Source organism: Rhabdaerophilum calidifontis, from assembly GCF_008641065.1.
Lineage (GTDB): Bacteria > Pseudomonadota > Alphaproteobacteria > Rhizobiales > Beijerinckiaceae > Rhabdaerophilum > Rhabdaerophilum calidifontis.
Map to the genome: position 1 here is coordinate 208,862 of NZ_VTRS01000003.1, position 23,424 is coordinate 232,285.

The following is a 23,424-nucleotide window of genomic DNA, read 5'->3' on the forward strand; positions in this document are numbered from 1 at the left end:
AAACCTCCGGCGCATACCCCTTGTTTTGGCCATTTGCCAAGGGTTAACTCCCGGACGCGCCGGTTGAGGCGCGCAACGGGAGGTTGGACCATGGGTCTGTTCAAATTCGTCAAATCGGTGGGCGAGAAATTGTTCGGCGCGAGCGAGGCCAATGCCGCGCCGGCCGACCAGCTCGCGAAGGAAATCGCCAAGCACGGCCTCGACGCCCAGGGCCTCGACATCAAGGTCAATGGCAACGCGATCACCGTCGGCGGCGCAACCAAGAGCACCGAGGAAGCGGAGAAGATCATCCTCGCGCTGGGCAACACGCTCGGCGTCTCCGAGGTGCAATCGAACCTGATCGTGGCCGCCGAAGCTCCCGCCGCGATCATGTACGAGGTCCAGAAGGGCGACACGCTCTGGAAGATCGCCGAAATTCATTACGGCAAGGGCAAGGGCGCGAGCTATACCGCGATCTTCGAGGCCAATCGCCCGATGCTGAGCCATCCCGACAAGATCTATCCCGGCCAGATCCTGCGCATCCCGCCGCTCGCCTGAGCCAGGACCGGCCCGGCGCCGTCGGGCCGGCCTTTCCCTGCCCGGCGGACCCGATGCCGCAGGTCCGGCGCCGCAATCGCCGATTGACCCCTCGCGGCGGAGCCTCTATCACGCGGGCTCGCCGCGCGCCCCTTCCGGGGCGGCGCCGGGCCGGTAGCTCAGCGGTAGAGCACGTGACTTTTAATCATGTGGTCGAGGGTTCGATCCCCTCCCGGCTCACCATTCCCGCCTTGTAGATCAACGATGTGATTCAGCCCCGCCGCGCCGCATGGGCGTCGAGCGTGTTCTCCAGCAGACAGGCGATCGTCATCGGCCCCACGCCGCCCGGCACCGGCGTGATCGCGCCCGCAACCGACCGGACCGCTGCGAAATCGACATCGCCGACGAGCCGGCTCCGGCCATCCGCGCCCGGAACCCGGTTGATCCCGACATCGATGACGATCGCGCCGGGCTTGACATGCGCCGCGCCGATCAGCGCCGGCCGCCCCACCGCCGCGACAAGGATATCGGCCGTCCGGCACAAAGCCGGCAGGTCGCGCGTGCGCGAATGCGCGATCGTCACCGTGCAATCCTCCGCAAGCAGGAGCTGCGCCATCGGTTTGCCGACAATGTTCGAGCGGCCGACGATCACCGCATGCAGCCCAGACAGCGCGGTCCCGACGGATTTCACGAGCCGCATCGCCCCGCGCGGGGTGCAGGGCACGAGCGCGCGGCCGCCGGTCGCAAGCCGCCCGACATTGACGGGGTGGAAGCCGTCGACATCCTTCGCCGGGTCGATGGCCTCGATCACCTTGTCGGCATTGATCGCCTTCGGCAGCGGCAATTGCACGAGAATCCCGTCGATCTCGGGATCGGTGTTGAGCCGCGCGACCAGCGCCAGCAGTTCCGCCTCGGTGGTCTCCGCCGGCAGCCTGTGCTCGATGGAGCGCATGCCGATCTCGGTCGTCTGCCGCACCTTGGAGCCGACATAGACCTGGCTCGCCGGATCCTCACCGACGAGCACCACCGCGAGCCCCGGCACCCGTTCGCCTGCGGCAGCGATCGCGGCAACCCGGGCCGCGAGCCCGGCACGCAATTCCGCCGCGATGGCCTTGCCGTCGATGATCCGTGCCGTCATCCGCGCCTCCCCGGGATCGCGGCCCGAGCGGCCGCGCTCCCGCCCTCTATCGCGATCGCGCCGGCGCGGGAAGGGGCCGGCGGAGGGCTCAGCCGAGATCCCGCGCGCCCGCGCCGATCTGCGCGACGAGATAGGGCGCGAAGCTACGGCCGGTCTCGATCCGGAACAGCATCGGCGCGATGCGCCAGAGCAGGATCTCGGCCTTGTGGAACAGGCTGCGCGTCGCCATGCCGACCGGAAAGGCGCGCGGGTCGAGATCGAGCGGGCAACCGGAATGGAGGATCGCAGCCACCGCAGGCCCCTCGAGCACGAAACCCAGATGGCGATCACTGACATCGACCAGAATATGCGGTTCGGCCGCGCAAGCCTGGCTGATGGCCGCGATCGCGCTCTCAAGCTCGCCGCGCGGCAGCAGCAGAAGCAATTCATCGGGGCCGAACCGCATCAGCGCCCGTGCCCCCGGCTCGCCCCGCTCGCCGCGATGCACCATCCGGTTGATCGCCGGCAGCGCCAGGCCGAGCGCGGCGCCGAGCCGCGCCTCCGCCGCCGGCACGCCCCGGAAGACGAGCCGCCCGAGCCCCAGAACCGGCAGCAGCCGGGCGAAACCCGGCCGGTTGAGGAGCGGCGGCATCTCGGCCGTCTCGGGCGAAGGGGCCTCATCCATGCACGCGTTTCCCATCCGGGTCGATGAAGACCGGCGGCACGATCCGCGCCGCCACCGCGCCGCCGGGCATCGGCACATGGACGCGCGTGCCGAGCCGTGCCCGCCCGTCGGCGACGAGCGCCAGCGCGATCGAATGGCCGAGCCAGGCGCTGGCATAGGCCGAGGTGACATGCCCGAGCGCGGGCGTGCCGGGCGCCGGATCGGGCATCGCCACCACCTGCGCGCCCTCCTCCAGCACCCGCGCGGGATCCTCCGTCCGCAGGCCCACGAGCTGCCGCCGCCCCGGCGCGGCGAGCGCGGCGCGCGACAACCCGCGCCTGCCGACGAAATCGCCCTTGCCCGCCCCGACAAGCCGGCCGAGACCGAGATCGTCGGGTGTCACCGTGCCGTCCGTCTCCTGCCCGACGATGATATACCCCTTCTCGGCGCGCAGAACATGCATCGCCTCGGTGCCATAGGCCGCGCCGCCATGCTTCTCGGCCTCGCGATGCAGCGCCTTCCACACCGCGCGCCCCTCCTCGGCGGGGACATTGACCTCGAATCCCAATTCTCCGGTGAAGGAGACGCGGAAGAGCCGCGCCGCGATGCCCGCCACCCGGCAGGACGCCACCGCCATATGCGGGAAGGCGCCGGGGGCAAGATCGAGCCCCTCGACGAGCGGCGCGAGCACCTCGCGCGCCTTCGGCCCCTGCACGGCGATCACCGCCCATTGCTCGGTGATCGAGACCGGCCAGGCGCGCAGCTCCGGCCATTCCGTCTGGCGATAATCCTCGAACAGCGTCAGCACGCGCGCCGCGCCGCCAGTCGTGGTCGTGACATGGAAGCGGTCCGCCGCCAGACGGGCGATGATCCCGTCCTCGATCACGAACCCGGCTTCGTCGAGCATCAGTGCATAGCGGCACCGGCCGGGCGCAAGATTGCGCACGGCATTGACGTAGAGCCGTTCGAGGAATTCCGCGGCATCGGGGCCGGCAAGCTCGATCTTGCCGAGCGTGGAGGCGTCGAACAGCCCGACATGCGTGCGCACATGCCGGCATTCGCGCGCGACCGCTGCCGCTTCATCCTCGCCCGCACGCGGAAAGAAGCGCGCCCGCCGCCAGAGCCCCACCGGCTCGAACACCGCGCCGGCGGCGCAGGCCCAGGGATCGATCGGCGTGCGCCGGAGCGGCTCGAACAATTCGCCGCGCGCGGTTCCGGCCAGCACGCCGAAGCTCACCGGCGCATAGGGCGGACGGAAGGTGGTGAGCCCCGCCTCCGGCAGGCTCCGCCCGGTTGCGCCCGCAACGATCGCCAGCGCATTGAGATTGGCGGTCTTGCCCTGGTCGGTCGCCATGCCGGTGGTAGTATAGCGCTTGACATGCTCGACCGAGACGAAGCCCTCCCGCGTCGCGAGCCGGATGTCGCGGGCGGTGACATCGTTCTGGAAATCGACAAAGGCCTTGCGCCGGTCCGGATCGCCGGCGACCGGCAATGCGCCATGAACCGGCGCCACCATCGCCTCCGGCAGAATCCCGGCGCAGGCGCCGCGGCATTCGATCCGCTGCCCCGGCGCGGCGCCGGCGGGCACGAAGCCGTGAACCGCCGGATCCCAGCGCAAGGCGCCGCGCGCCTGCGAGAACAGGTGGATCGCAGGCGCATAGCCGCCCGCCATCGCCACCAGATCACAGGCGATGCGCGGCCCCGGAACCACAGCGCCGCCGGCGCCGATGCGCCCCGAGACCACCGCGCGGACACGGCGCGCGCCCTCGGTGGCGATGATGGTCGCGGCCGGCAGGACATGGATGCCCTTCGCCTCCATCCGCGCCCGCAGCGCCGGATCGACCCCCGGGCGCAGATCGAGGATCGCCGCGACCTCGGTCCCGCCGCGATGCAGCGCCTCGGCGGCCGCATAGCCGGAATCGCAGGCGGCGAGGATCACGGCCCGGTCGCCGGGCCTGACGCCGTAGCGGTGCAGATAGGTCTCGACGGCGCCCGCGAGCATGATCCCCGGCCGATCGTTGTCGGGAAAGACCAGCGGCCGCTCGATGGCCCCGGTCGCGAGCACGATCCGGCCGGCGCGCACCTGCCAGAGCCGCGCACGCGGCCTGCATGCGGACGTCGCCGCGAACGGATCACCCAGCCGCTCTTCGAGCGCGACGAACCCTTGCGCAAAGATACCGAAGGCCTGCGTGCGCGCCAGCAGCGTGACATTGACCCGGCGGCGCAGGGTTTCGAGCAGGCTGTCGAGCCGGGCGGCCGCGGCCCGGCCCGCCGGTCCGGGATCACCGGACGCGGTGAGCAGCCAGCCGCCGGGCTCGGCCTGCTCGTCGCAGACCAGCACGCGCTGCCCGGGATCCTCGGATGCCTCGACCGCCGCCGCGAGCCCGGCCTCGCCCGCCCCGACGACCAGCACCTCGCAATGCGCGAAGCGGCCGGCATACCGATCCGGATCCGGCACCGAGGGCGGCCGGCCGAGCCCGGCCATGCGCCGGATCAGCGGCTCGTAGAGCCAGCGCCAGGCGGAATTCCGGCCGGCAAGATCGGGCCCCATGAAGGTGCGGTAATAAAACCCGGCGGCGAGGAAAGGCGCCAGCAGCGCGTTCGCCGCGCCGAGATCGAGATCGAGGCTCGGCCAGCGGTTCTGGCTGATGGCGACAAGCCCTTCGTGGAGCACAATCTCCGTTGCCCGAAGATTGGGGGTCACCCGCCCCGGCCCGTGATCGGTCGTCACCAGCGCGTTGGGCTCCTCGACCCCGGCGGCGAGAATGCCGCGCGGGCGGTGATACTTGAACGACCGCCCGACGAGATGAACCCCGTTGGCAAGCAGCGCCGAGGCCAGCGTATCGCCGGCGAACCCCGCCATTTCCCGCCCGTCGAAGCGGAAATGGAGCGGTCGCCGGCGGTCGATCCGCCCGCCCGCGGCGAGACGGAAGGTATGTCCCCGCCCGCTCATTGCCCGGCTCCGGGCACATCCGGGCGCGGCGCGCCGGGCTCGTAGGTGGCGAGGAAGACATCGCTCACGGTGTCGCGGAGCGCGTTGAAGAAGCGCCCGCAGCCATGGACATGGTGCCAGCGCTCGGCGGTGATTCCCCGGATATTGTCGCGATCATGGAGGAATTCCCCCCAATCCCGATCGGAAACCGCCGCGGGATCGGCCGGACGGAGGCGATGCGCGGCGCCGGCATGGCGGAATTCGAGCTCCGGACGCTCCATCCGGCAGAAGGGGCAGCGGATCAGCAGCATGCGCTAGCCCGTCGCCTTGGCATAGGTGAGGATGAAGGCCATCATCAGCCCGAGCCCAGCCAAGAATGCGAAGACGGCCCCCATCATGCTGAACGCGAGCCGGTTCCGGTCCCGCTGCCCAGTCGCAGGATCGTCGAGATAATCCGGCGGATAATCGTATTTGTAGATGTTGTGGATGTAGCGCCCGGCGAGGATCGTGAACATCAGCGCGGCGAAGATCGCGACGACGAGCGCGAGCCAGCCCGCATAGGCCGCGCCGCGCACGAGCGGCGGCTGTATCAGGACCAGCGACAGCAGGGTCTCGCCCCGGCCGACCGTTTCCTTGAAAATATCCTTGAAGAACAGAATCGGCAGCGCGATCAGCGCGCTCGCCATGGTGGTGATCGCGGCCATCACCTTCTGCTGTTCCGCGATCTCCCGGGCGAAACTGTCGCGGAAACGGTTGAACCGGTCCTTGTCGCTCTCGTCGGCCAGGGCCATCGCCCCCTCCCTCAATGCGCGACGGCGGCGGCCGCCGCCTCGTCGATCAGCCGCCCCGTGGCGAAGCGCTCCAGCGAGAAGGGCGCCGCGAACGGGTGCGGCTCCCCGCGCGCCATCGTCGCCGCGAAGACATGGCCGGAACCCGGCGTCGCCTTGAACCCGCCGGTGCCCCAGCCGCAATTGAGATAGAGGCCCGGAACGGGGGTCGGGCCGATGATCGGCGAGCGGTCCGGCGTGCAATCGACGATGCCGCCCCAGTTGCGCAGCATCCGCAACCGCCGCGTGGCGGGAAACAGCTCGCAGATCGCCTCGATCGTGTGGCGCGTGACATGCAGCCCGCCCTGCTGGGAATAGGACGGATATTGGTCGGTGCCGCCACCGATCACCAGTTCGCCCTTGTCGGATTGCGAGACATAGGCGTGGATCGTGTTCGACATCACCACGCAGGGCATGAACGGCTTCACCGGTTCCGAGACCAGCGCCTGCAAGGGAAAACTCTCCAGCGGCAGCCGCAACCCGGCCATCGCCGCCACGACCGAGCTGTGGCCGGCAGCGACGATCCCGATCTTCCGCGCGCCGATGAAGCCCCGCGCCGTCTCCACCCCCGTCACCGCGCCGGCCGCGTCGCGGCGGATCCCCGTCACGGCGCAATTCTGGATGATGTCGACGCCGAGCCGGTCGGCCGCGCGGGCATAGCCCCAGGCCACGGCATCGTGCCGGGCGACGCCGCCGCGCCGTTGCAGCGCCGCGCCGAGAACCGGATAGCGGATATCGCGGGAAATGTTCAGAGGCGGGCAGAACGCCTTCGCCTCCTCCGGGCTCAGCCATTCGTTGTCGATGCCGCCGAGCCGGTTGGCATGGACATGCCGCCGCCCGATCTGAACGTCATGCGCGCTGTGCGCGAGCATCATCACCCCGCGCTGCGAGAACATCAGGTTGTAATTCAGCTCGGCGGCCAGCCCCTCCCAGAGCCGCAGCGCGTGCTCGTAGAGCTTCTGGCTCTCCTCCCAGAGGTAGTTCGAGCGGATCACCGTGGTGTTGCGGCCGGTATTGCCGCCGCCGAGCCAGCCCTTCTCGAGCACCGCGACATCGCGGATGCCGAATTCACGCGCGAGGTAATAGGCCGTGGCGAGCCCATGCCCGCCGGCGCCGATGATGATGACGTCATAGGCCGGCTTCGGCGCCGGGTCGCGCCATTGCCGGGGCCAGCCACGATTGCCCGCAAGCCCCTGCCGGACAAGATTGAACAGCGAAAACCGCAAGATCCGTCCCGCTCCCCCTGCCTCTCGACCGGTTCCGGCGGAGATTCGCGCCGTTCCGGCTCTTGATGCCATCCCAGCCGAGGCGCACCGGAAAGGCAAGAGGCGGACTGGGAGCACGGCCCGCGGCCGCGCACCCTCAGCCCGGCCTTTCCGGTCGACAAGCGGCACGCCTTTGACGCATTCTAGAAGGGATCAGGGTTCTTCCGTCATGCCTCAGCGTCCTTCCCGCTTTCCGGCTCATAAACCCGCCTCCCTGCATGGAGGTGGCGCGGGATGAGCGGCGCGCCGCCGGAGCGGGAATCGGGCATGCGCCGCCGTTGGCAGGGCAAGGGGCGCCCGCTCGACGATGCCGCGCTGGCCGAGATCCGGGCACTGCTCGGCACGATGCCGCGCCGGCGCGACCTGCTGATCGAGATGCTCCACCGGATCCAGGACCGGTTCGGGGCCCTCCATGCGCGCCATCTCCGGGCGCTTGCCGAGGAGATGCGGCTCGCCGAGGCCGAGATCCACGAGGTCGCGAGCTTCTACCACCATTTCGATATCGTGAAGGAGGGCGAGGCGCCGCCACCGCCGGTCACGATCCGGGTCTGCGACAGCCTGTCCTGCATGCTGGCGGGGGCTGAATCCCTGCTTGCCGCGCTCGACGGCGCGGTCGACCCGGCACGGATCCGCGTGCTGCGCGCACCCTGCCTCGGCCGCTGCGACGAGGCGCCGGCGGCGCTGGTCGGTCATCACGGCATCGGCCGCGCGACGGCGGAGGCGCTCGCAGCCCGGGCGCTGGCGCGGGAGACGGACCCGGCCCTGCCCGCCGGCATCGACCTCGCCGCCTATCGCGCCGGCGGCGGCTATCGCCTGCTCGAGGCATGCCGCGCCGGCATCCACACCCCGGAATCCCTGATCGAAGCGCTGTCGGAATCGGGGTTGCGCGGGCTCGGCGGCGCCGGCTTCCCGGCCGGTCGCAAATGGCGGATCGTCCGCGGCTTCGCCGGTCCGCGGCTGATGACGATCAACGCCGACGAGGGCGAGCCCGGCACCTTCAAGGACCGCCATCACCTCGCGCGCGATCCCCATCGCGTGCTCGAGGGCGCGCTGATCGCCGCCCATGTGGTGGGCTGCGCGCGGATCTATCTCTATCTGCGCGACGAATATCCCGAAATCCGCGCGCTGCTCGCCCGCGAGGTCGCCGCGCTCGACGATTGCGGCCTCACCGCCCCCTGCCCGATCGAAATCCGCCGCGGCGCCGGCGCCTATATCTGCGGCGAGGAAAGCGCGATGCTCGAATCGATCGAGGGCCGCCGCGGCCTGCCGCGCCATCGCCCGCCCTATATCGCCGAGCGCGGCCTGTTCGGCCGGCCGACGCTCAACCACAATGTCGAGACGCTGTTCTGGCTGCGCGACATCCTCGAGAACGGCGCCGGATGGTTCGCCCGGCAGGGCATGAACGGGGCGGCCGGGCTCCGCTCCTACTCGGTCTCGGGTCGCGTCCGCATGCCGGGGCTCCGGGTCGCGCCGGCCGGAATCACCGCCCGCGCGCTGATCGAGGAGCATTGCGGCGGCATGGCGCAGGGACATAATTTCGTCGGCTATCTTCCTGGCGGCGCTTCGGGTGGCATCCTGCCCGCCCGTCTCGCGGATCTGCCGCTCGATTTCGGCCGGCTCGACGAATATGGGTGCTTCGTCGGCTCGCATGCCGTGATCGTTTTTTCCGACCAGGATGATCCGCGGGTGATCGCGTGCAACCTCCTCGCCTTCTTCGCCGCCGAGAGTTGCGGGCAATGCACGCCCTGCCGGCTCGGAACCCTCCGCCTGGGGGCGCTGCTCGATCGGGCGGCGCCGGAGCCGGGCCTGCTCGCCGATCTCGACCATGTGATGCGGCTCGGCTCGATCTGCGGCCTCGGCCAGGCGGCGCCGAACCCGGTCGCGAGCCTGATCCGCTTCTTCCCCGAGGCACTTGGCCTGCCGCACGTCCCGGAGGACGCGTCATGAGCGGGCCGATCCGCTTCGTGCTCGACGGCGAGAGCGTCGAGGCCGCGCCGGGCGAGACCATCTGGCAGGTCGCCGCGCGCCTCGGCACGCGGATCCCGCATCTCTGCCATCTCGACGCGCCGGGCTACCGGCCGGACGGCAATTGCCGCGCCTGCCTGGTGGCGATCGCCGGAGAGCGAACATTGGCCGCCTCCTGTATTAGAGAGCCGGCAAATGGAATGCGGGTCGAGACGCGCGGCGCCGATATCTCGCGGGCGCGGGCGATGGTGTTCGAGCTGCTCGAATCCGCCATGCCCGCGCGCGATGCCACGCCGGACCCCGATTCCGCCTTCTGGCGCTGGAGCGACGCGCTCGGCGTGCGGCGGGACCGCCTGCCCCGCGACATCGGCGGCCCCGGTTCCCAGATACGGGATGGCGCAGCGCAAGACGCGCCTGCCCCCCTGCACGATGCCTCGCACGCCGCGATCGCGGTCAATCTCGAATCCTGCATCGCCTGCGGGCTCTGCGCCCGCGCCTGCCGCGAGGTGCAGGTCAATGACGTGATCGGCATGGGCTTCCGCGGCGCAGCGACGCGGCCGGTCTTCGATCTCGCCGACCCGATGGGGCATTCGACCTGCGTCGGCTGCGGCGAATGCGTGCAGGCTTGCCCCACCGGCGCTCTGGCCGAGAAGACGCTGCTCGATGCCGCCGCGCAGCGGCGCGCGATCGTTCCCGACCGCGAGGTCGACACGGTCTGCCCCTATTGCGGCGTCGGCTGCCTGACGCGCGTCGCCGTCAAGGATGACCGGATCGTCCGCGTTGACGGCCGCGACGGGCCGGCGAACGAGAGCCGGCTCTGCGTCAAGGGCCGGTTCGGGCAAGATTACGCGCGCCATCCGCACCGGCTCATGCAGCCGCTGATCCGCCGCGACGACGCGCCGAAACGCAGTGATCTCACGGTCGATCCGGCCGATCCTTCCGCCGTGTTCCGCGTGGCGAGTTGGGAGGAAGCGCTGTCGCGGGCGGTCTCGGGCTTTCGCGCCGCTCTCGCCCGGCAGGCTGCCGCAGGCGACCCCAGTCAATTTGCCGGCTTTGGATCTGCGAAGGGCTCGAACGAGGAAGCCTATCTGTTCCAGAAGCTGGTGCGGCAGGGCTTCGCCACCAACAATGTCGACCATTGCACGCGGCTCTGCCACGCCTCCTCGGTCGCGGCCCTGATGGAGGGAATCGGCTCCGGCGCCGTGACGGCGCCGTTCACCGCCGTGCGCGAGGCGGAATGCATCCTGGTGATCGGCGCGCGGCCGACCGAGAACCACCCGGTCGCCGCCACCTATTTCAAGCAGGCGGCGAAGGCCGGGAAGACGCTGTTCGTGCTTGATCCGCGCGGCTCGGCCCTCGCGCGCCACGCCACGCACCATCTGCGCTTCCGGCCCGGCAGCGATGTCGCGCTGCTCAACGCGATGCTGAACGTGATCCTCGCCGAGGGGCTGACCGACCCGGATTACATCGCCGCCCATGTCGACGGCATTGATGCGCTGCGGGCGCAGGTGGCCGATTTCACGCCCGAGGCGATGGCGCCGGTCTGCGGCATCGACGCCGGCACGATCCGGGAGGTGGCGCGCCGCTACGCCACGGCGCGGGCCTCGATCATCTTCTGGGGCATGGGGGTGTCGCAGCATGTCCACGGCACCGACAATGCGCGCTGCCTGATCGCGCTGGCGCTGGTTACCGGCCAGATCGGCCGGCCCGGCACCGGGTTGCACCCGCTGCGCGGCCAGAACAATGTGCAGGGCGCCTCCGATGCCGGGCTGATCCCCATGGTCTATCCCGATTACCGCCCGGTGGAGGATGCCGAGATCCGCGTGCGCTACGAGGATCTCTGGGGCCGGCCGCTCGACCCCGCCCGCGGCCTGACCGTCGTCGAGGTGATGGATGCGATCCATGCCGGCACCATCCGCGCCATGTTCATCATGGGCGAGAACCCGGCCATGTCCGACCCCGACCAGCATCATGCCCGTGCCGCGCTGGCGCGGCTCGACCACCTCGTCGTGCAGGACATCTTCCTCACCGAAACCGCCTGGCAGGCCGATGTCGTGCTGCCCGCCTCCGCGCATGCCGAGAAGCTCGGCACCTTCTCGAATACCAACCGGCAGGTGCAGCTCGGCCGCCCGGTTCTGCCGCTGCCCGGCGCGGCGCGGCGCGACATCGACATTCTGGTGAGCCTCGCCAACCGCCTCGGGCTCGGCTGGGATTACGGCCAGCGGCCGGATGCCGAAGGCGTGGAGACCGGCGTCGAGGTCGGGCGCGTCTACGAGGAGATGCGCGGCGTGATGCCCTCGCTCGCCGGGCTTCCCTGGGCGCGGATCGCGCGTGAGGGCTCCGTAACCTATCCCGCTGCCTCCCCCGAAGCGGCCGGGCAGGAGATCCTGTTCGGCGCCGGCTTCCCGACCGCGACCGGCCGTGCGCGCCTGGTGCCCGCGGCGCTGCTGCCGCCGGACGAGCCGCCCGACGCGGCCTTCCCGCTCGTGCTGACCACCGGGCGGCTGCTTGAACATTGGCATACCGGCGCCATGAGCCGCCGCTCACGGCCGCTCGACGCCATCGAGCCGGAGGCCCTGGTGGCGATGCATCCGTCCGAAATCGCCCGGCGCGGGCTCGAAACCGGCCGCCCGGTCACGGTCGAGACCCGGCGCGGCGCCATCCGCGCCACGCTGCGCGCCGACCGCGAGGTGGCCGAGGGCATGGTCTTCGTGCCCTTCGCCTTCGCCGAGGCGCCGGCCAACGCCCTGACCAACCCCGCGCTCGACCCGTTCGGGAAGATCCCGGAATTCAAGTTCTGCGCCGCGCGAATCATTGCGGATTGACAGAAGGATGAATGCAACCGAGAGTTGTGAAGCATAAGAAGAATAAGAAGGGAGCCTGCCATGAGCACCCCGATGAGCCCCAGCGCGCCGGGAGCCGGCCCCAGAGCCGAACCCGAAGCTCCGAAAAGCGACGAGACGCCGCAAGACGCCTCGTCACAAGGTGCAACACCGCAACTGACGTCCGCGCGCGGGCGGTTGCCGCCGCTGAGCGAGGCGGCATTGCGCTTCTATGATGATTTCCTGAGCTACAATTTCATCGGCGCATTGCTGGTCAGCGCCTGCTTTCTGTTCGTCCTGTTCTACAGATACAAGCCCGGCGCCGAACCCTCGATCTTCCTTATCGCGACCTTCGCCGGTTCGCTCGGCGCCTTCGTCAGCTCGCTGACGCGGATGTACAATTTCGCCGATCTTCCCGCCGCCTTCGCGATGGAGAAGACCAGTTTCCGGCGGCGGACCATGCTGATCTATTCCTTCGTTCCGGCCGTCATCGGCACGATCGCGGCCGCGATCCTCTACCTTGTCTTCGCCTCGCAGATCGTGACCGGCGCGCTGTTTCCGAGCTTCGCCTGCCTGCCCGGCAAGGAATGCACGACCATCGGCTCGCTGATCGACGATTTCGGCCCCGACAAGGCCAACGATTACGCGAAGATGATCTTCTGGGGTTTCGCGGCCGGGTTCTCGGAACGGCTGGTGCCGGATCTCGTCACCCGCCTTGCGCGTTCCGGCTCCTTCGCACCAGCCGACGGCGCGACGCCCGCCGGCTAGCCGGAACCGCCTCGCCCCGGCCGGACGGAGCAGGCGGTCCGCGCCCTGCCCGGGCCGCACGGCACGCTTCTAGACTTCGCCGCGTGCCCAGCCCTCCTTGGTCGCCGCCAGGAAATCCGCATAGGCGCCGGCGCGGATCGCGGCGCGGGCCTCGGCCATCAGCCATTCGTAATAGGCGATGTTGTTCCAGGAGAGCAGAATCTGCCCCAGCATCTCGTCGGATTTCGTGAGATGATGCAGATAGGCGCGGGAATAATCCCGCGTCGCGGGGCAGGCGGAAGCCGCATCGAGGGGGCGCGAATCCTCGGCGAATCTCGTGTTCCTGAGATTGAGCTTGCCGAAGCGGGTATAGGCTGTGCCGTGGCGGCCAGCGCGGGTGGGCATCACGCAATCGAACATGTCGACCCCCCGCGCGACGGATTCGACGAGATCGTCCGGCGTGCCGACGCCCATCAGGTAGCGCGGTTTCCCGGCCGGCAGGAAGGGCTCCGTCGCCGCGATGGTCGCGAGCATCTCGGCCTGCGGCTCGCCGACTGCAAGCCCGCCGATCGCGTAGCCCGGCAGGTCGAGCGCGGCGAGCGCCTCGGCGCTCTCGCGGCGCAGGTCCGGATTCGTGCCCCCCTGGACGATGCCGAACAAAGCCCGCCCTTCGCCCGGTTTCACCAGCCGCTCGAAGGCCGCCTTCGAGCGCTCCGCCCAGCGGTAGGAGAGGCGCATCGCGCGCGCAACCTCCGCCTCCGGCGCCGGAAGGCGGATGCATTCGTCGAGCTGCATCAGGATGTTGGAATCGAGCAGGTGCTGGATCTCGATCGAGCGCTCGGGGGTGAGGACGTGTCTGGAGCCGTCGATATGGCTCTGGAAGGTCACCCCCTCCTCGGTCAGCGTCCTGAGGCTTGCGAGGCTCATCACCTGGAAGCCGCCGGAATCGGTCAGGATCGGGTAGTCCCAGCGCATCATCGCGTGCAACCCGCCGAGCCGGTGGACGCGCTCGGCGCCGGGGCGGAGCATCAGGTGATAGGTATTGCCGAGCACGATATCCGCGCCGGCCTGCCGCACCTGCTCCATGGTGAGCCCCTTGACCGTGCCGGCCGTGCCGACCGGCATGAAGGCCGGGGTGCGGATCTCGCCGCGCGGCATGGCGATCACGCCCGTGCGGGCCTTGCCGTCGCGCGCCTGGATCGTGAAGGAGAAATCCGGATTCGTCATGGCATCCGCGCCGGGAACAACAGCGAGGCATCGCCGTAGGAATAGAAGCGGTATCCCGCCGCGATCGCATGCGCATAGGCGGAGCGCATCACCGGAAGCCCCGCAAAGGCCGAAACCAGCATCATCAAGGTCGAGCGCGGCAGGTGGAAATTGGTGATGAGCGCATCGGTGGCACGGAAGACATGCCCCGGTCGGATGAAGATCGCGGTCTCGCCGAGGAAGGGCGCCAGGGTTCCCTCCGCCCCGGCTGCACTCTCGATCAGCCGGCAGGCGGTGGTGCCGACCGCGACGATCCGCCCGCCCGCGGCGCGCGCGGCATTGATGCGCCGGGCGGCCTCGGCGCTGACCTCGCCCCATTCGGCATGCATGCGGTGATCCTCGATCCGCTCGGCCTTGACCGGCAGGAACGTGCCGGCCCCGACATGCAGCGTGACGAAGACATGGCCGATGCCGCGCCGAGTGAGCCGTTCGATGAGATCCGGGGTGAAATGCAGCGCGGCCGTCGGCGCCGCGACCGAGCCCTCGACCCGCGCGAACACCGTCTGGTAATCGCGATGATCCTTGTTCCCCCCATCCGTGCCCGCCCGCCGGCGTGCCTCGAGAATATAGGGCGGCAGCGGCATCGCGCCGATCGCCGCGATCGCCTCGTCGAGATGCGCGCCCGTGCGCTCGAAGCGCAGGGTGACGATCCCCTCCTCGCCCTTGGCGACGATCTCGGCCGAGAGCGACCCCATGAGGCAGACGCGCCCCGCCTCGCCGAAGGTCACACGATCCCCCGGCCGCAGCCGCTTGCCGGGCCTGGCGAAAGCGTCCCAGGTGCAATCGTCGATCCGCCGGACGAGCAGCACCTCGATCCGGACGCTGGATTCCTCGCGGAGCCGGATTCCTTCGAGCCGGGCCGGGATCACGCGCGTATCGTTGAAGACCAGCAGATCGCCGGGGGAGAGCTGGTCCGGCAGATCGGTGAAGACGTGATCGGCGAGCGCCGGCACCTCGCCCGGCCGCACGACGAGGAGCCGCGCCGAATCGCGCGGGCTCGCCGGATGGAGCGCGATCCGGTCTTCCGGGAGGTGATAATCGAAATCGGCGAGGCTCGGCATGGCGGAGAGGATGGTGCGGATCCCGGTCGGCGGCAATGTGCCGCGGACCGGGACCGCCATTCACGCATCCGCGCCGATCGTCGCCTTGTTGATCCGGTCCGGGTTGCGCACCGGCTCGCCACGCGCGAACTGGTCAACCGCCTCCATGCCGTCGATCACCTTGCCCCAGACGGTGTATTGCTTGTCGAGGAAGGTTGCGTCATCGAAGCAGATGAAGAACTGGCTGTTGGCCGAATTCGGGTTGCGCGCCCGCGCCATGGAGCAAACCCCGCGCACATGCGGCTCGTCGTTGAACTCGGCCGGCAGGTCGGGATAGCTCGAGCCGCCCATGCCGGTGCCGTCCGGGCAGCCGCCCTGCGCCATGAAGCCGTCGATGACGCGGTGGAAGGCGAGGCCGTCATAGAAGCCTTCGCGCACGAGCGTCTTGATCCGCGCGACATGCTGGGGCGCGAGATCGGGGCGGAGCTCGATCGTCACCACGCCCTTGGTCGTGTCGAGGATGAGGGTGTCTTCGGGGGAAGCCATGGTCTTGTCCTTGTCTTTGCGAGCTTATTTCACATCCGCGAGCAGCCGGACCTTGAGCATCCGGTCCGGATTGGCGACGGCGCCATTCGCCGCGCGATCGCCCTTCTTGATCCGGTCGACGGCCGCCATGCCGTCGATCACCTTGCCGACCACCGTATACTGGCCGTTCAGGAAGCTCGCATCGCCGAAGCAGATGAAGAACTGGCTGTTGGCGGAGTTCGGGTCCTGCGCGCGCGCCATGCCGACGGTGCCGCGGGCAAACGGCTCGCGCGAGAATTCGGCGGGGATGTTCGGCAGGTCGGAACCGCCGGTGCCGTTGCCGCGCGGGTCGCCGGTCTGGGCCATGAACCCCTCGATGACGCGATGGAAGACGATGCCGTCATAGAAGCCGCGTTTCACCAGCGTCTTGATCTGGGCGACATGCTTCGGTGCGAGGTCCGGCCGCAGCGCGATCAGCACCTTGCCGTCCTTGAGGTCGATCTGGAGCGTGTTCTCCGGGTCGGGCCGTGCCGCGTTCTGGGCCTGAAGCGGCGCGGCAAGGGCGGCGGAAAGCACGGCGAGGAAGGAACGGCGAAGCATGATCTCTCCGGAAGAGGTTCGGGGTTCAGGCGAATTTGCGCTTGAGAGCCGCGCCGACCGGCGCCGGCACGAAGCTCGTCACATCCCCGCCCATCGAGGCGATCTGGCGGACGAGCGTGGCGGTAATCGGGCGGACATTGGGGGAGGCCGGCAGGAACACGGTCTGGATATCGGGCGCGAGGCTGGCATTCATGCCCGCAAGCTGCATCTCGTAATCGAGGTCGGTGCCGTCGCGCAGGCCGCGGATCAGGATCGTGGCGCCGTGCCGGCGCGCGGCATCGACCGTCAGATCGGCGAAGGTGACAACCAGCAGCGGCTTGCCCATGGCGATCGGCCGCGCCACCTCCTCGAGCATCGCGATCCGCTCCTCGACCGAGAAGAGCGGCGCCTTGCCGGGATGGGTGCCGAGCGCGATCACCATCTCGTCGGCGATCGCATAGGCGCGCCGGATCACGTCGAGATGGCCGTTGGTCGGCGGGTCGAAGGAGCCGGCATAGAAGGCGACATGCGGCATGGCGATAACGCGGGAAGCTCAAGGAACGGGTCTGGCGAGCTAACGGCAAAGCCCGGATAACTCAAGCGCCTTGCTTGCGCCCCTATCGGCAGCGCACCAGCCTGTCGATCACGTTTCCGCCCGGCACGTAGCGGATCGTGAGCCGCCCCTCGGTCTCGGTGGCGATCACGGTCTGCCGCGCGCTGCCCTCGGCATCATCGCACACGCCTTGCCAGGTCACGCGGTTGCCCTCGCGCTTCACCGAGGAGAACCGGCAGGCAACATCCTCGCCCGAAAGGCTCATCGGGCCGATGGTCAAAGCCCCGGCCGCGCCGGTACAGGCTGCGCCGGCCTGGGTCCAGATGCCCACGATCGAGCGCGGCTGCTGCGCGCAGGCACCCGCCGCCGATGCGATGAGAAGGCCCAGGATCGCGATGGTTCGTGTCGTCATGGCTGTACCTTACAGGCCTCGGCGGAGGCGTTCCACCGCCGCGGGCAAGTCCGCCATGCGATCGATGACCATTTCCGCGCCGGCCGCCGTCAGCCGCTCGCCAAGATCGCGGATGCCGTTCGAGGCGCCGGTGAAGCCGATCACCGCCATGCCCGCCCGCCGCGCCGCAACGACACCGTTGGCGGAATCCTCGACGACGATCGCCCGGCCTGGATCGACGCCGATCTGGCTCGCCGCGTAGAGGAACACATCCGGCGCCGGCTTGCCGCGCGCCACCTGGCTCGCCGAATAGATATGCGGATCGAAGAGATCCGCGAGGCCGGTGCGCGCGAGGTTGACGCGCAGCCGTTCGAGCCTGGTCGAGGAGGCGACGGCGCGCGGCCCGCCGATCGCCCGCACCGCCTCGGCCGCGCCGGGAATCGCCTGCAATTCGGCATCGAAGCGGCGATGGATCTCGGCATCGATCGCGGCATTGAACCCGTCCGGCAGCGGCCGGCCGATTTCGCCGGCGAGGATCTCCCAGGTGCGGGCCGCCGGCACGCCGGTGAAGCGGGCGTTGAAGACCTCAAGGCTTATCGGATGGCCGATCGCCGTCAGCGCCTCGGCGCAGACCGAACCGGCGATGTGCTCGGAATCGACGAGCGTACCGTCGCAATCATAGATCAGGGCGTGCTCCATCCCCGCTCTATGGCCGCCGCCGGCGCCCCGCGCAAGCCTCCGGAACCCGGACGGGAAGCGTGGCGCCCCGCTTGCGCGAGTCCCCCGCCTGCAGGCATCCTCATCGGCATCATCGCGAGAAACCGGGAGTCCCCATGCCCATCGCCAGCCCCGCCGCCTTCGTCGCGCCGTTCCGGATCACGGATGGCCGGCATTTCCGCCTCGCCGATCACGCCCCGGATTCGCTCGGCGGCCATGATCTGTCCAAGGACGAGGGCAAGGCGCTGCTGGAGGAAGGCAAGGTGCGGCTCAAGGCGATGCAGGAGCGGCTCTACGCCGCCGATTCCTGGTCGGTCCTGCTGATCCTTCAGGCGATGGATGCCGCGGGCAAGGATTCGACCATCGAGCACGTGATGTCCGGGGTCAATCCGCAGGGTTGCCAGGTCCATTCCTTCAAGGCGCCCTCGGCGGAAGAACTCGACCACGATTTTCTCTGGCGCTCGGTCAAGGCCCTACCCGAGCGCGGGCGGATCGGCATCCACAACCGCTCCTATTATGAGGAGGTGCTGGTCGTGCGCGTGCATCCGGACTTTCTCGCCGGCCAGCGCCTGCCCGGCAACGGGGTCGGACGGAAGCCCGGCAGCGCGAAATTCTGGGCCGAGCGGCTCGAATCGATCGCCGATCACGAGCGCCATCTCGCCCGCTCCGGCACCGCGGTGCTGAAATTCTTCCTCCATGTCTCGAAGGAGGAGCAGAAGAAGCGCCAGCTCGAACGGATCGACGATCCGAAGAAAAACTGGAAGTTCAATGCCCGCGATGTCGAGGAGCGCGCGCATTGGGATGCCTATATGGCCGCCTACGAAGACGCGATCCGTGCCACCGCCGCGCCCCACGCGCCCTGGTATGTCATTCCTGCCGATCGGAAATGGTTCATGCGCCTTGCGGTGATGCAGGCGATCCTCGCAGAGATGGAAGCGCTGGCGCTCGAATTCCCGAAGCTTTCCGCCGATGCCGTGGCGCGGCTTGGCGAAGCCCGCACGACATTGCTCGCGAGCTGAGCCTCAAACCCGCTTGCGCATCGTGGTCACCTGACGGAACGGCAGGATCCAGCGCAAGGGACCGAGATCGATCGTCTCTCCGGGAACGAACCCCTCGCGCAGATAGAGCCGGCGGGCCTCGGGATTGGTGTCGATCACGTCGAGTCGCACCGCCTCCCGCCCGAGCATGCGGGCATGATCGCAGATCGCCGCCAGCAGCCGCGTGCCGATCCCCTGCCCGCGAGCCTCCGGCGCGACCGCGATGCCGTCCATCAGCAATTCCCCTGGAGTCTCGGGGCGATCGAGGAGCATGGCCAGCGCCAGCCGGAACGGCGATGTCCAGCCATAGCTGGCGAGGAAATCACCGAGCGGACGGTGAAAGACCCCCCTTCCCTCGAGCTTGAACCCGGCGATGCCGAGCAGCCGCCCCCCGCGCGTCGCGATGAAGGCACGATCGTCGCAGAGCCCCTCGGCCAGAAAGGCGATCGCGCGCGCCTCCGACCCGTAGATCGGCGTGACCATCGGCAGGAAGGCCGCGACATAGAGCCGCGCCGCCGCCTCGTGGAAATGGGGCGGCGGGCCGGGCGCGATGCAGAGCGGTTCGGTGCTGTCCGGGGCTGTCATGGCGCGATCCAGGTCGATCTCGGGGGCGGCGCCGGCCCCGCCCCGGTCGTCAGGCGGGCGATCGGCTCCGGCGATCCGCCAGCAATCATCTCGAAATGCCGGACACCGAGGGCAAGCCGCGCCATGTCCGACCCGCCCGGCCCGGACATGCCGGGGACGGGCGGCGCGCAACCGCTCGACGCTCAGCCGACCACGGCGATGTTGTCGATCAGCCGCGTTTGGCCGAGCCGCGCGGCGACAAGCACGCGCAGCGTTTCCGGACGCGCATCGGGCGCGGGAACGGCGAGGCTCGCCGCGTCGCGTATCGCGACATAATCGACGAGGAAACCGTGATCGGAGAGTTCACGCAGGGCCGCGCCCTCGGCCAGCGCGATGCTGGTGCCGGTCCGCACCGCCGCTGCCGCGGCCTGGAGAACCTGGTGGAGAACCGGCGCCGTCTCGCGTTCGGAGGGCGAAAGATAGACATTGCGGCTCGACATCGCGAGCCCGTCCGCCTCGCGGATCGTCGGCCCGCCGAGGATCGTGACGGGAATATCGAGATCGCGCGCCATGCGCCGGATCACGGCGAGCTGCTGGTAATCCTTCTCGCCGAAGATCGCCCGCTCCGGCAGGCATTGCAGCAGCAGCTTCGCCACCACGGTCGCGACCCCGGCGAAATGCGTCGGCCGGAAGGCATCCTCCAGCCCGACCCTGGCCGGCCCGTCGAGGGTGATGCTGGTCGCGAACCCGTCCGGATACATCTCCGCGACCGTGGGCGCGAACACCGCCGCCGCGCCGACCTCACGCAACAATTCAAGATCGCGATCGAAAGTTCTGGGATATTTTGTAAAATCCTCATGCGGCGCGAATTGAGTCGGATTGACGAAGATCGAAACCACCACCGCCTCGGTCTCGGGTGCGAGCCCCGTGACAAGGCTGAGATGGCCGGCATGCAGCGCCCCCATGGTCGGCACCAGCCCGACGCGATGCCCCGCCGCCCGCCGCGCCGCCCGCCATGCGCGCAGCGCGGCGACCGTTTCGAGAACAACCGGCTCCGGCGCCGCATCAGTCATGGCCGCTGGCCTCCTCCCCGCCTCTGCTCTCCTTGCCCGATCGCGCGGCACAGTGCCAGTATGCGTTCGGACAATCCACCCGCTTTTGTCTCATCCCTGTCGGCGGCCCGCGCTCAGCCCTGCTGCACGTAGAGCTGGCTGCCGAGCTTGCGGAATTCCTCGGCCTTCTCCGCCATGCCGGATTCCCGCACGCCCGCCGCCGCCTCCATGCCCTCGATGCCGGAATTGAGCCTCCTGGCCTCCTCGCGCAGATCCTGCGTGATCTTCATCGAGCAGAATTTCGGCCCGCACATCGAGCAGAAATGCGCGACCTTGTGCGCCTCCTTCGGCAGCGTCTCGTCGTGATAGGCGCGCGCGGTATCGGGATCGAGCGCAAGATTGAACTGGTCCTCCCAGCGGAAGGAGAAGCGGGCCCGGGAAAGCGCATCGTCGCGGATCTTCGCCGCCGGATGGCCCTTGGCGAGATCCGCCGCATGCGCGGCGATCTTGTAGGTGATGACGCCCTGCTTCACGTCATCGCGGTTCGGCAGGCCGAGATGCTCCTTGGGCGTCACGTAGCAGAGCATCGCACAGCCGAACCAGCCGATCATCGCCGCGCCGATCCCGGAGGTGATGTGGTCATAGCCCGGCGCGATATCGGTCGTCAGCGGCCCGAGCGTGTAGAACGGCGCCTCGCCGCATGCGCGCAGCTGCTTGTCCATGTTCTCCTTGATCTTGTGCATCGGCACATGGCCGGGCCCCTCGATCATCACCTGGCAGCCCTTGTCCCAGGCGATCTTGGTGAGTTCGCCGAGCGTTTCGAGTTCGGCGAATTGCGCGCGGTCATTGGCATCGGCGATCGAGCCGGGGCGCAGCCCGTCGCCGAGCGAGAACGAGACATCATAGCGGCGCATGATGTCGCAGATCTCGTCGAAGCGCTCGTAGAGGAAGCTCTCCTTGTGATGCGCGAGGCACCAGCGCGCCATGATCGAGCCGCCACGGGAAACGATGCCGGTGACGCGCTCCGCCGTCAGCGGCACATAAGCCAGGCGCACGCCGGCATGGATGGTGAAATAATCGACCCCCTGCTCCGCCTGCTCGATCAGGGTATCCTTGAACACCGCCCAATCGAGCTTCGTGGGGTCGCCATCGACCTTTTCGAGCGCCTGGTAGATCGGCACCGTGCCGATGGGCACCGGCGAATTGCGCATGATCCAGGAGCGGATATTGTGGATGTTGCGCCCGGTCGAGAGGTCCATCACCGTATCCGCGCCCCAGCGGATCGCCCAGACGAGCTTCTCCACCTCCTCCGCGGCGCCGGATGTCACCGCCGAATTGCCGATATTGGCGTTGATCTTGACGAGGAAATTGCGGCCGATCGCCATCGGCTCGAGTTCGGTATGGTTGATATTGGCGGGGATGATCGCCCGACCGCGCGCGATCTCCGCGCGCACGAATTCCGGCGTCACGAATTCGGGCACCGAGGCGCCGAAGCTCTCGCCATCCGCCATCCGCTCGCGCGCACCCGCGAGCGCCGCCTCGCGCGCGAGGTTCTCGCGATGCGCGACATAGACCATCTCCTCGGTGATGAGGCCGGCGCGGGCGAATTCGAGCTGCGTCACCATCTGCCCCGACCTGCCGGCGCGGATTACGCGGTTCGCCGGGCATGCCGGCACCAGCCTATCGGCGGAAACATTGCCGTTATCCTCGGGCCTGACCGGGCGCCCTTCGACCGCCTCGAACCCGCGCGCGACGATCCAGGCCTCGCGGACCGGCGAGAGACCGGCGGCGAGATCGATGCGGGCATCGGTCTCGGTATAGGGGCCGGAGGGATCATAGATGCGCACCGGCGGCTCGAGCGGGTCGGTCAGCGCCACCTCGCGGAACGGCACCCGCATCTCGGGATGCGATGCCGGGCTCGCATAGACCTTGCGCGAGCCGATGATCGGCCCGGTCGTCACGGTTTCCGGCGCTGGCTGGACATTCTTCGGCGGGACGGGCTTGTTCATTTCTTCTTCCTTGCCGCTTGCGCGGCGGTTCCGGGCTGGCCACCCGGCGGCCATTCGGCCTTCGACAACATCAGCAGCCGGTTTTCGCGCGCGCGAATCCCCAAGCCGAAGTTGAGCCAAACCGGAAAGGAAAAGCGGCGAACTATACGCCCGACCCGTCCCTTCGCCGGCATGACCCGGATCAGGTTCAAAGGGTGCTCGGGGGTCTCCCCGATCTCAGCCCTCACCGGGCGCCCCTCGGATTGCAAGAGGCTAGCGGCAAGGCGCCTGCGATGCAACCGGTGGATCAGAGGATTCCGGCATACCACCCGATCAGGGAATCCGGGCGGGCGCGCCAGATGGCGGCATCGGTCTCGCGGATGGCATCGCCATGCTGATTCCAGCCACCCAGCGAGCAATGGATGACCTTGGCGACGCCGTCGATGCCGCTGCCGGGCTTCACCTCGGAGACGAGGCCGATATGCCCGTCATGCCCGTTCTGATCCGGATAGACGAGGAAACTGCCGGGCTGCGGCTGGGCCAGCTTCTCGAAGAAGCCCCAGCTGTTGTTGACATCGGCGTGGATGCCCGTGGTCTCGAACCAGCCGCCATTGACGGCCACATATTTCGGATGATCGACCCTGCGCGAAATCCTGAGGCACCAGGCCAAGAAGCCCGAGCAATCGCATCGCGCGCCGCTCTCCGGCCAGGTCGCCGCCTGCAGGGGCGGCGTGACCCCGGGGCTTTGATAGCGTGTCCTCTTTCCGAGCGCGGAGCGGGCGCGCGACAGAAGGGTGCTCGCGTCCATGATGCCCCTCCTTGTCTCTCCGGAAGAGGAGCACGAAACAACGGGAGGC

Annotated in this window: 23 protein-coding genes, 1 tRNA gene and 1 riboswitch; of the genes, 6 read left to right on the forward strand and 18 right to left on the reverse strand. The window is 69.0% G+C overall.

Annotated elements, in window-relative coordinates:
* The first annotated feature begins 90 nt into the window (after positions 1–90).
* Positions 91–537, forward strand: a complete 447-nt coding sequence (gene lysM / locus FWJ24_RS07410) for a peptidoglycan-binding protein LysM (protein ID WP_150287167.1) — start codon at positions 91–93, stop codon at positions 535–537.
* A gap of 147 nt (positions 538–684) precedes the next feature.
* Positions 685–759, forward strand: a tRNA-Lys gene (locus tag FWJ24_RS07415).
* A 28-nt stretch (positions 760–787) separates the two neighbouring features.
* On the opposite strand, the gene folD is transcribed toward FWJ24_RS07415, so the two are convergent.
* The 6 genes from folD to FWJ24_RS07445 all read right to left on the reverse strand — a co-directional run bounded on the left by folD (position 788) and on the right by FWJ24_RS07445 (position 7,285).
* The gene (folD, locus tag FWJ24_RS07420; protein WP_150287168.1) at positions 788–1,654 is read right to left on the reverse strand and encodes a bifunctional methylenetetrahydrofolate dehydrogenase/methenyltetrahydrofolate cyclohydrolase FolD; all 867 of its coding nucleotides are present in this window, start codon (positions 1,652–1,654) and stop codon (positions 788–790) included.
* 88 nt (positions 1,655–1,742) lie between these two features.
* The gene (locus tag FWJ24_RS07425; protein ID WP_166443619.1) at positions 1,743–2,318 is read right to left on the reverse strand and encodes a sarcosine oxidase subunit gamma; all 576 of its coding nucleotides are present in this window, start codon (positions 2,316–2,318) and stop codon (positions 1,743–1,745) included.
* Positions 2,311–5,250 (reverse strand): 2Fe-2S iron-sulfur cluster-binding protein, encoded by a 2,940-nt coding sequence (locus FWJ24_RS07430; protein WP_150287170.1) that lies wholly within the window; start codon positions 5,248–5,250, stop codon positions 2,311–2,313. Before FWJ24_RS07430 ends, FWJ24_RS07425 begins: the two co-directional genes overlap by 8 nt.
* Complete coding sequence (locus FWJ24_RS07435) at positions 5,247–5,540, reverse strand: sarcosine oxidase subunit delta (protein WP_150287171.1); 294 nt, start codon at positions 5,538–5,540, stop codon at positions 5,247–5,249. Before FWJ24_RS07435 ends, FWJ24_RS07430 begins: the two co-directional genes overlap by 4 nt.
* Positions 5,541–5,543: 3 nt before the next feature.
* Positions 5,544–6,020 carry a hypothetical protein gene (locus FWJ24_RS07440; RefSeq protein ID WP_150287172.1) on the reverse strand — a complete coding sequence of 159 codons (477 nt, stop codon included), beginning with the start codon at positions 6,018–6,020 and terminating at the stop codon, positions 5,544–5,546.
* 11 nt (positions 6,021–6,031) lie between these two features.
* Positions 6,032–7,285 carry a sarcosine oxidase subunit beta family protein gene (locus FWJ24_RS07445; protein WP_150287321.1) on the reverse strand — a complete coding sequence of 418 codons (1,254 nt, stop codon included), beginning with the start codon at positions 7,283–7,285 and terminating at the stop codon, positions 6,032–6,034.
* A 303-nt stretch (positions 7,286–7,588) separates the two neighbouring features.
* On the opposite strand from FWJ24_RS07445, the gene FWJ24_RS07450 reads away from it, so the two are divergent.
* The 3 genes from FWJ24_RS07450 to FWJ24_RS07460 all read left to right on the forward strand — a co-directional run bounded on the left by FWJ24_RS07450 (position 7,589) and on the right by FWJ24_RS07460 (position 12,876).
* Positions 7,589–9,268, forward strand: a complete 1,680-nt coding sequence (locus FWJ24_RS07450) for an NAD(P)H-dependent oxidoreductase subunit E (protein ID WP_246155598.1) — start codon at positions 7,589–7,591, stop codon at positions 9,266–9,268.
* Complete coding sequence (locus FWJ24_RS07455; RefSeq protein ID WP_150287174.1) at positions 9,265–12,111, forward strand: molybdopterin-dependent oxidoreductase; 2,847 nt, start codon at positions 9,265–9,267, stop codon at positions 12,109–12,111. Before FWJ24_RS07450 ends, FWJ24_RS07455 begins: the two co-directional genes overlap by 4 nt.
* A gap of 219 nt (positions 12,112–12,330) precedes the next feature.
* A complete protein-coding gene (locus tag FWJ24_RS07460) occupies positions 12,331–12,876 on the forward strand; it encodes a hypothetical protein (RefSeq protein ID WP_150287175.1) in 546 nt (181 codons plus the stop codon).
* A gap of 69 nt (positions 12,877–12,945) precedes the next feature.
* On the opposite strand, the gene tgt is transcribed toward FWJ24_RS07460, so the two are convergent.
* The 7 genes from tgt to FWJ24_RS07495 all read right to left on the reverse strand — a co-directional run bounded on the left by tgt (position 12,946) and on the right by FWJ24_RS07495 (position 17,908).
* Positions 12,946–14,082, reverse strand: coding sequence for a tRNA guanosine(34) transglycosylase Tgt (gene tgt, locus FWJ24_RS07465; protein ID WP_150287176.1), 1,137 nt, complete (start codon positions 14,080–14,082; stop codon positions 12,946–12,948).
* Complete coding sequence (gene queA, locus FWJ24_RS07470; RefSeq protein ID WP_150287322.1) at positions 14,079–15,182, reverse strand: tRNA preQ1(34) S-adenosylmethionine ribosyltransferase-isomerase QueA; 1,104 nt, start codon at positions 15,180–15,182, stop codon at positions 14,079–14,081. Before queA ends, tgt begins: the two co-directional genes overlap by 4 nt.
* Before the next feature lie 60 nt (positions 15,183–15,242).
* Entirely contained in the window at positions 15,243–15,707 is a 465-nt protein-coding gene (locus FWJ24_RS07475; RefSeq protein WP_150287177.1) for a peptidylprolyl isomerase, read from the reverse strand.
* Positions 15,708–15,731: 24 nt separating this feature from the next.
* Positions 15,732–16,286 (reverse strand): peptidylprolyl isomerase, encoded by a 555-nt coding sequence (locus FWJ24_RS07480; protein WP_150287178.1) that lies wholly within the window; start codon positions 16,284–16,286, stop codon positions 15,732–15,734.
* A gap of 25 nt (positions 16,287–16,311) precedes the next feature.
* Positions 16,312–16,800 (reverse strand): pantetheine-phosphate adenylyltransferase, encoded by a 489-nt coding sequence (gene coaD / locus FWJ24_RS07485; protein WP_150287179.1) that lies wholly within the window; start codon positions 16,798–16,800, stop codon positions 16,312–16,314.
* A gap of 82 nt (positions 16,801–16,882) precedes the next feature.
* Positions 16,883–17,230 carry a hypothetical protein gene (locus tag FWJ24_RS07490; protein WP_150287180.1) on the reverse strand — a complete coding sequence of 116 codons (348 nt, stop codon included), beginning with the start codon at positions 17,228–17,230 and terminating at the stop codon, positions 16,883–16,885.
* Between the two features lie 9 nt (positions 17,231–17,239).
* Positions 17,240–17,908 carry an HAD family hydrolase gene (locus tag FWJ24_RS07495; RefSeq protein WP_150287181.1) on the reverse strand — a complete coding sequence of 223 codons (669 nt, stop codon included), beginning with the start codon at positions 17,906–17,908 and terminating at the stop codon, positions 17,240–17,242.
* Between the two features lie 134 nt (positions 17,909–18,042).
* Between FWJ24_RS07495 and FWJ24_RS07500 the strand changes: the two genes are divergently transcribed.
* Positions 18,043–18,945, forward strand: coding sequence for a polyphosphate kinase 2 family protein (locus FWJ24_RS07500; RefSeq protein WP_150287182.1), 903 nt, complete (start codon positions 18,043–18,045; stop codon positions 18,943–18,945).
* Between the two features lie 3 nt (positions 18,946–18,948).
* Here the strand turns inward: FWJ24_RS07500 and FWJ24_RS07505 are convergent, their stop codons facing one another.
* From FWJ24_RS07505 to FWJ24_RS07520, 5 genes are all read right to left on the reverse strand, one after another.
* Complete coding sequence (locus FWJ24_RS07505) at positions 18,949–19,548, reverse strand: GNAT family N-acetyltransferase (protein ID WP_150287183.1); 600 nt, start codon at positions 19,546–19,548, stop codon at positions 18,949–18,951.
* Positions 19,549–19,730: 182 nt separating this feature from the next.
* The gene (panC, locus tag FWJ24_RS07510) at positions 19,731–20,600 is read right to left on the reverse strand and encodes a pantoate--beta-alanine ligase (protein ID WP_150287184.1); all 870 of its coding nucleotides are present in this window, start codon (positions 20,598–20,600) and stop codon (positions 19,731–19,733) included.
* Positions 20,601–20,713: 113 nt separating this feature from the next.
* Positions 20,714–22,588, reverse strand: a complete 1,875-nt coding sequence (gene thiC / locus FWJ24_RS07515; protein ID WP_150287185.1) for a phosphomethylpyrimidine synthase ThiC — start codon at positions 22,586–22,588, stop codon at positions 20,714–20,716.
* Positions 22,585–22,761, reverse strand: coding sequence for a hypothetical protein (locus FWJ24_RS14595; RefSeq protein ID WP_166443621.1), 177 nt, complete (start codon positions 22,759–22,761; stop codon positions 22,585–22,587). Before FWJ24_RS14595 ends, thiC begins: the two co-directional genes overlap by 4 nt.
* Positions 22,730–22,836: riboswitch (TPP riboswitch) on the reverse strand. (Overlaps the previous gene by 32 nt.)
* Positions 22,837–22,874: 38 nt before the next feature.
* The gene (locus FWJ24_RS07520; protein WP_150287186.1) at positions 22,875–23,375 is read right to left on the reverse strand and encodes a CHAP domain-containing protein; all 501 of its coding nucleotides are present in this window, start codon (positions 23,373–23,375) and stop codon (positions 22,875–22,877) included.
* Positions 23,376–23,424 lie beyond the last annotated feature (49 nt).

What these genes read in the sequence shown, in the direction of transcription:
- folD (WP_150287168.1), bottom strand. Translation starts at nt 1,654, where the DNA reads ATGACGGCACGGATCATCGACGGCAAGGCCATCGCGGCGGAATTGCGT.
- queA (WP_150287322.1), bottom strand. Translation starts at nt 15,182, where the DNA reads ATGCCGAGCCTCGCCGATTTCGATTATCACCTCCCGGAAGACCGGATC.
- FWJ24_RS07475 (WP_150287177.1), bottom strand. Translation starts at nt 15,707, where the DNA reads ATGGCTTCCCCCGAAGACACCCTCATCCTCGACACGACCAAGGGCGTG.
- coaD (WP_150287179.1), bottom strand. Translation starts at nt 16,800, where the DNA reads ATGCCGCATGTCGCCTTCTATGCCGGCTCCTTCGACCCGCCGACCAAC.
- FWJ24_RS07480 (WP_150287178.1), bottom strand. Translation starts at nt 16,286, where the DNA reads ATGCTTCGCCGTTCCTTCCTCGCCGTGCTTTCCGCCGCCCTTGCCGCG.
- FWJ24_RS07430 (WP_150287170.1), bottom strand. Translation starts at nt 5,250, where the DNA reads ATGAGCGGGCGGGGACATACCTTCCGTCTCGCCGCGGGCGGGCGGATC.
- tgt (WP_150287176.1), bottom strand. Translation starts at nt 14,082, where the DNA reads ATGACGAATCCGGATTTCTCCTTCACGATCCAGGCGCGCGACGGCAAG.
- lysM (WP_150287167.1), top strand. Translation starts at nt 91, where the DNA reads ATGGGTCTGTTCAAATTCGTCAAATCGGTGGGCGAGAAATTGTTCGGC.
- panC (WP_150287184.1), bottom strand. Translation starts at nt 20,600, where the DNA reads ATGACTGATGCGGCGCCGGAGCCGGTTGTTCTCGAAACGGTCGCCGCG.
- thiC (WP_150287185.1), bottom strand. Translation starts at nt 22,588, where the DNA reads ATGAACAAGCCCGTCCCGCCGAAGAATGTCCAGCCAGCGCCGGAAACC.
- FWJ24_RS07435 (WP_150287171.1), bottom strand. Translation starts at nt 5,540, where the DNA reads ATGCTGCTGATCCGCTGCCCCTTCTGCCGGATGGAGCGTCCGGAGCTC.
- FWJ24_RS07455 (WP_150287174.1), top strand. Translation starts at nt 9,265, where the DNA reads ATGAGCGGGCCGATCCGCTTCGTGCTCGACGGCGAGAGCGTCGAGGCC.
- FWJ24_RS14595 (WP_166443621.1), bottom strand. Translation starts at nt 22,761, where the DNA reads ATGCCGGCGAAGGGACGGGTCGGGCGTATAGTTCGCCGCTTTTCCTTT.
- FWJ24_RS07505 (WP_150287183.1), bottom strand. Translation starts at nt 19,548, where the DNA reads ATGACAGCCCCGGACAGCACCGAACCGCTCTGCATCGCGCCCGGCCCG.
- FWJ24_RS07425 (WP_166443619.1), bottom strand. Translation starts at nt 2,318, where the DNA reads ATGGATGAGGCCCCTTCGCCCGAGACGGCCGAGATGCCGCCGCTCCTC.
- FWJ24_RS07520 (WP_150287186.1), bottom strand. Translation starts at nt 23,375, where the DNA reads ATGGACGCGAGCACCCTTCTGTCGCGCGCCCGCTCCGCGCTCGGAAAG.
- FWJ24_RS07500 (WP_150287182.1), top strand. Translation starts at nt 18,043, where the DNA reads ATGCCCATCGCCAGCCCCGCCGCCTTCGTCGCGCCGTTCCGGATCACG.
- FWJ24_RS07495 (WP_150287181.1), bottom strand. Translation starts at nt 17,908, where the DNA reads ATGGAGCACGCCCTGATCTATGATTGCGACGGTACGCTCGTCGATTCC.
- FWJ24_RS07440 (WP_150287172.1), bottom strand. Translation starts at nt 6,020, where the DNA reads ATGGCCCTGGCCGACGAGAGCGACAAGGACCGGTTCAACCGTTTCCGC.
- FWJ24_RS07490 (WP_150287180.1), bottom strand. Translation starts at nt 17,230, where the DNA reads ATGACGACACGAACCATCGCGATCCTGGGCCTTCTCATCGCATCGGCG.
- FWJ24_RS07450 (WP_246155598.1), top strand. Translation starts at nt 7,589, where the DNA reads ATGCGCCGCCGTTGGCAGGGCAAGGGGCGCCCGCTCGACGATGCCGCG.